The organism is Microseira sp. BLCC-F43 (assembly GCF_041929235.1).
Lineage (GTDB): Bacteria > Cyanobacteriota > Cyanobacteriia > Cyanobacteriales > Aerosakkonemataceae > Microseira.
The window spans coordinates 1-6,326 of sequence record NZ_JBHFNP010000239.1 but is presented as its reverse complement, the minus strand read 5'-3'; the positions used below and the strand labels follow the sequence as shown (position 1 = coordinate 6,326).

Below are 6,326 nucleotides of genomic sequence, written 5' to 3'. Positions count from 1 at the left end.
ATCAGATCCCCCCTACCCCCCCTTATCTAAGGGGGGGACAAGAGCAAAAATATCAAATATGATTGATAGTTGAAATCCGATCCCCCCTAACCCCCCTTATCTAAGGGGGGGACAAGAGCAAAAATTTGACTACCCTTATCAAGGGGGGGACAAAAGAAAAAATCTGAAATCTGAAATCTGACATCTGAAATCTGAAATGGTATGACTCATCAATCTTTTCCTCTACCACCGATAAATCCTTTCGAGCGCCTTCACGTTTATGACGGACTGATGATGAATTCCAAAAGGTGGTTGCTGGCGCATGAATATCATCGCCGCCGCCAAAACCTTCACTATCAGTCACTCAATCAACCGGGAATTGTTTGGGGATTGGGGGTAAGATTAATCGACGCACCAGCAGAAGCAGCTGCTGAATTTAGAGACGGACGTTGGGTAGAAATTCAACCGGGAATTGCGATTGATGTAGAAGGAAATCCTATTGTTGTTGATGCGGCGATCGACCGCAAATATCGCATTCGCACCCCAGCGCCACTCAGGGGAAGTTTGACAGTTTATTTAGTGGTCAGTTATGTAGATCCTTACAATCCCGATCGGCAACAAAACTCCGAATTGTTGAGGGAATGGATTCGGTTTGATGAAAGAACAACTCCCCCCGAATACCATCAAGTAGAATTGTGTCGCATTGCATTGCAACCCGGTATCGTTAAACTGGAAAAACCAAGCGATGTTTTATTTCCTGATGCGAATCAGTTAGATTTACGCTACCGAATGCAAGCCAAAGCTAGACCGGAAGCGGTGGTGAAGGTAGCTCAAATGAAACAAAAGGAGGCGGATTACGATAATGGTACAAGTAATAAAATAGAAGAAAACCTTTCGTATTTAATGCAATCTGTCGCCGCACTTTACCCGTCTCTACAGGGAGAAACAGAAATCGGGAAAGTCAGCTTACAAACTACCAGAAGTGTAGACGCTTATGACTTACTTTATCTGGCAGATTCGCAAATCGTCGAGTTTGACGAGGAAGAAATTGAAACGCTCAGAAGCTATTTAAGAAAAGGAGGGATTGTTTTAATAGATTCTCCCAGTTATAATGAAGATTTAGCCGATATCATTATTAACGATATTATTACAGATGAGTTAGAAATTGATTTGAAAAATTGGCAAGAAATCAGCCGCAAACATCCTCTGCGATCGCAACCTTTTTTATTTGGCGCACTCCCGAATGTTAATCAACAACAGATTGAACTCTGGTCAGGCGGTGGGGTTATTTTAGTCAGGGGTGCTTTATCTGAAGCTTGGGGATTGGATGAGGAATATTTGCGCGAACGCAACGAAATCCGTACCGCACAAGAGTTAGGAATTAACATCCTGCATTGGGCGTGGCGGCGGCGACAAATGATCCAGTTAATGCAATAGTTTTTGGGAATGGGTAATGGGTAATCGGCAATAAAATACCCATTAGCAATTAGCAATTAGCAATTAGCAATCACCAATTAGCAATTATGCCAAATCTTGTTAAAGCAATAGTTTCCAAAAAAGAGCTAAAGTTAACCCCTGGCGATGAAAGTAGCACTGGCGATAACGAATTTGAGGTAACCGTTGTCAACGAAAGCGATAAATTCGCCAGCTTTTATTTAGAACTGACAACGATTGGAGCAGAACCAGACTCTAATATTAAATGGTACAGCTTAAATCCAGAAGTATCGGCGAAAAAACCCCCTGGGTCTAGTACAACATTTCACGTAGTTATTACCAAGTCGCCGATTCAGGTTTACGAGACGACGATTGACGTGACTTTAAGAGTATTTTCCGTTGAATTTTCCCAGTTATTTACTAGCCAAAAACTCAGATTAAAGATTGAAAAAGCTATCAAACCTTTGCAGCTTTACCTCCCAGTTAAAGACCTCAAAGTCTTTCCGGGGGATGAAATAGAAATTCCGGTCATAGTTTATAACTTAAGTCCAAAAGCTACTACAGTCACACTCAATATTTCTGGATTAAGTCCAGAGTGGATGACCCAAGGAACTACACAAAGCTTTCAAATCGATGCGGGAGATTACAAAAAGACCAGTTTCTGGTGTCAACCTCCAAGAAATCCTGAAACTCTCAGTCAAGAATATGATTTCACGATTGAAGCGAAATCCAATACCAGTACCCGCAATCCCCGCGAACAAGGGACTTTAGAAGTTTTACCCCAAGGGACTGTGGAGTTTAGCTGTAACCCCAAAGTGCAAAGAATGCCGCGATTAAAAGGAAAAGTTTATGGGAAGAAATCTAAATTTCCAACTTACGAACTGCGATTTGAAAATAACAGCAATTTACCCCAACAGGTTGATATCCAAGTTTCAGAGACAGATAAAAAGCAATGCGAGTTAGTGATTCCTGAAGGCATAAACCTGGAACCGGGGGAAGCGAAACCGATGTACTTGGTAGCCAAAAAGCGACGACCTTGGTGGTGGTTAAAACGGCGATTATTTTTTGAAGTTTCGCCAATTTTAAAAGAACCCGATACAGGGTTTCCCAGCACCCAAATTCGTCCTAATCCCAGCACCCAAGTTTTGGAACTGCAAGTTTTGCCAATAATTCCGGTTTTGCTGCAGTTTTTGGGGTTGGTTTTAACCCTGCTGCTGCTTTGGTTGTTGTGGTATCTTCATCCTCAAGATTATCATAAAGGCCCCGTTCATTCGGTGCGTTTAATTGGGAATGGCAGCTTAGTCGTCAGCGGTTCCAGCGACCAAACAATACGACTTTGGCAAGTAGATAGAAGTCCTTGGAAACCGGATATTCGTCGCCTTAAATATGAGGGGTTTATTGCCGATAAAACTGAAAAAGCAGTGCGGGTGCTACGCCAAAGTCCCAGGGAAGACTATGTCATCGCCGCCGGATTAGAAAGTGGCGATATTAAACTTTGGAACGTGTTAACCAAGATTCCTCCCCAGTCTATTTATACGGGAACAGACAGGGTTTTTGACCTTGCTTTTACCAAAGATTCCCGCTATTTATTCAGCGGACATGGTAGCGGGATTGTGCGGCAGTGGAATTTGGAATTTGGCACTAAAAATCCCCGAATTGCAGATGCTGGTTTTACTGTTTATGCGCTGAGTTTGAGCGAAAATCAGCAGGAAAGACCAAACACTCTGGTTGTGGTGGGAGGACGGTACAATAAATTAGCCTTGTGGGACTGGATTAACAGCAGGATTTACCCACTAAAATATCAATGGCAAGACTGGAAAAAAGACAATAAATTTGACCCGGTAATGGGGCAAAATCAATACATTGATGGACTGGCGATCTCAGACAAGAAAAATCTATTAGCATCATCGGATAACGAAGGATACATTACCCTCTGGAGTATGAATGCAGTCCGCCAATGCATCCGCGATAAACAGCTAGAGGAAATTGAAAAAGGTGTGCAGAATCAAAAAAAAGATGGGGTGGGAAATCTTATCACTTCGCTAGAATGCGACAATGCTATCTTAGATCAGTGGCGAGATGGTCACAATAACCAACCCGTTCGTTCGGTAGCATTGACGCAAAATGGTTGCTATTTAGCTAGCGTGGGAGATGATGGAAAAGTCATGCTGTGGGAATTGGAGAATAGAATGCGAACGCCAAAAAACCAAAACGGAAAAATCATCGCCTCTTCTCCCGGAATTAGACTCAACAGCGTGGATATAAAAGCAGTAGACGATTACCTCCTCATCGCCACCGGCGACGATCAATATCGAGTCAGACTCTATCGCGTCCAGGGGATAAACAACAATGACAATGCAAATTGCAAATAACCCCTTATTTATCGAAGACCTCTCCTTAGACGCCAACCAAATTACGAGAGGTTCTACAGCTCAACGTCCTATCATTGTCAAAAATTTAGGCGAGAAAAAAGCCGATATTGATATTTGGATCGCCGCCACCGACGCCAAATCAGAACCCTTGCTACAGTGGTGTACTTTCAGCGAACCGAACCCCCTGAGATTAGAGGCAAAAGAAGACCGCAAAGTTATTTTGTCTTTTGAAATTCCAGCGCAAGCAACCCCAGACTTATACAACTATGAAATTTTAATTGAAGCGCCAGTTCAATACCCCGACAAAATTTTTCGCCGGACTCAGCAACTGCGGGTTTTGCGTTCCGATCAAGATGCAGAATGGGGAAATGAACCCGGATTTACCTTACACCCATTAACCAACTCTGCTAACCCTTATCTTCTCAAAGCAGGAGAAAAACTAGAAGTAAAAGTTACCGTTGAAAACCGTTCTAAAAGAGTCGATCGCTTTTATTTAACTTGCCCGGAATTATCAACCGACTGGTATACCATCCGCTATCCAGAAAGCGGATTAGAAACCGCTGGATTAGTCCAAGAAACCGATGGGTTGCAATTGAACCCAGGTAAAACAGGCGAAATTACCTTAATTTTACATCCGCCCCAATATACACCAGCAGGTAATTACTTTCCCACCGTCCGCCTGATATCTAGAAACAAAGAAGAAGATTTAGTTTTGTTGGATGTAGTTTACCTGCAACTTCTTCCCGACGAAACATTAACCGTCGAGTTGCATCCCCTCTTGCTCAAAATACCAACCCAACAAGGTAAATTTCAAGTTCAGTTAATTAACGGGGGTAATATTACCCGCGAAATTGCCATTTCTGCCAGCGATCGCGAGGAACTTTTCACCTATACCCCCGAAAGTCTCCCAGTACCAATACCGCCCGGATACACCAGCACCATCCCCTTAAATGCAAAACCCCGCAAGTGGTGGCGGCGTCCTCTCTGGGGAAAAGCACTCGAATTTAATTTTGTCCTAGAACTCGAAAACAACAAGCTATTATTCCTACCAGAAAACACCAAACCGCCACAACTTCCCAAAGAATTACCCCAAGGAACGATAATATGGGAACCCCGTCCTTGGTGGCAAATTTGGCTACCCATTCTCCTACTGCTTTTACTAGCTTTGGGATTAATTTCTGTCGGAGCATTTTTATACTGGCAAAAAGTTTTAATTCAACCCAAACTTAATAAAGTTGATCCGACCGAAAAGGTTTATCAAGAACTTGACGGAGAGACAGTTATTTTAAACTTCTCCATTCGTGATTGGCGGAATTGGGAATTTAAAGATTGGCGATTTCAAAATAACCCAAAACTATCGACATTAAAAATTATCCCTCAAAGCCGTGAAGGAACGGGAAAGATAATCAGTTACGACTACAACCAGCTAGTAAAGTTCTGCCAACTTCAAAACCAAAACCTCAACTGCACGAATATACCAACCGAAATTAAGAAAGCGGGCGAGTATACTTTTAAAATCGAACTTTATTCCCAAGGACAAAATAAACCAACAGACTCCAAAGACACAGATACTATTATTATTGAACCAATCGATACGCCAAAAATTATTGAATTTTCCTCGAACAAGCCAATTTATCGAGAAGTTCTCAAAGATCAGGTTTTTCTGAATTGGAAAATCAGCAATCCGAACCAAATTCAAAATTTGATTTTAACCCAGCAGGTCAGTAACGGTTCACCTGTCAAAAAAACTTTCATCCAGTGTACCCCTCAAGAATTGAAACCTCAAGTTCAAGCGCTGAGTACGGGAAAAATTGAAAAAATCAACAATATAGATGTCCTCGTTTGTCAAGGCATAGCTACAAACGTTACCCAAGCTGGGGATTATACTTTTAAATTAGAAGTGTTTCCCAAGCAAAACCCCACCCAACCTTCAGATACCAAACAAACCGATACCATCACAATTCAACCCGTACCCATACCGAAAATTATTGACAAAATTTTACCGAATAAACTTACCTATGAATACAAAGAGCCAATTTTTCTGAGTTGGAGACTTAGTAACCCCAGTCAAATTCAAGAAGTGAGGATTATTGAACAGGGTAGTGATGCAGCGGTGACTAAAAACACAATTCCTCTGAATCAATGCAAACCTCAACAATTGAAACCCGCACCCGCAGTTTCTCAACCAATTAATCCATTTAAAATTGAACCTGCACCAGAGGTTCTCATCTGTGAAAATATCCGCATGACTCCTAACAAAGCAGGGAGTTATACTTACAAACTAGAAGTGATTTCTAGGGAAAATCCCAACCAACCTTCAGATGTTAAAGAAACCGATACGATTGTAGTTAAACCATTACCCGTACCGAAAATAGACAGAATTGTTCCTAACAAACTCGCTTATGAATATCAAGAACCAATTCTTTTAAGTTGGACTATCAGCAACTCTAGTCAAATTAAAGAATTGAGAATTCTGCAGCAGGGAAGTGATGGAGTGGTGACTAAAAAGACAATTCCCCTGAGTCAATGCAAACCGCAACA

3 protein-coding genes are annotated in these 6,326 nt (G+C 41.9%); all 3 read left to right on the top strand.

From position 1 onward, the window contains the following. Positions 1–201: 201 nt before the first annotated feature. Positions 202–1,416, top strand: coding sequence for a DUF4159 domain-containing protein (locus ACE1CM_RS32485; protein WP_374883010.1), 1,215 nt, complete (start codon positions 202–204; stop codon positions 1,414–1,416). Positions 1,417–1,502: 86 nt separating this feature from the next. Continuing rightward, positions 1,503–3,785 (top strand): hypothetical protein, encoded by a 2,283-nt coding sequence (locus tag ACE1CM_RS32480; protein WP_374883009.1) that lies wholly within the window; start codon positions 1,503–1,505, stop codon positions 3,783–3,785. Continuing rightward, positions 3,763–6,326 (top strand): hypothetical protein (locus ACE1CM_RS32475; RefSeq protein WP_374883008.1); only part of this gene is annotated, 2,564 nt, incomplete at its 3' end. The genes ACE1CM_RS32480 and ACE1CM_RS32475, both read left to right, overlap by 23 nt.

Coding starts and splice junctions, on each gene's coding strand:
- ACE1CM_RS32485 (WP_374883010.1), top strand. CDS start 202: ATGACTCATCAATCTTTTCCTCTACCACCGATAAATCCTTTCGAGCGC.
- ACE1CM_RS32480 (WP_374883009.1), top strand. CDS start 1,503: ATGCCAAATCTTGTTAAAGCAATAGTTTCCAAAAAAGAGCTAAAGTTA.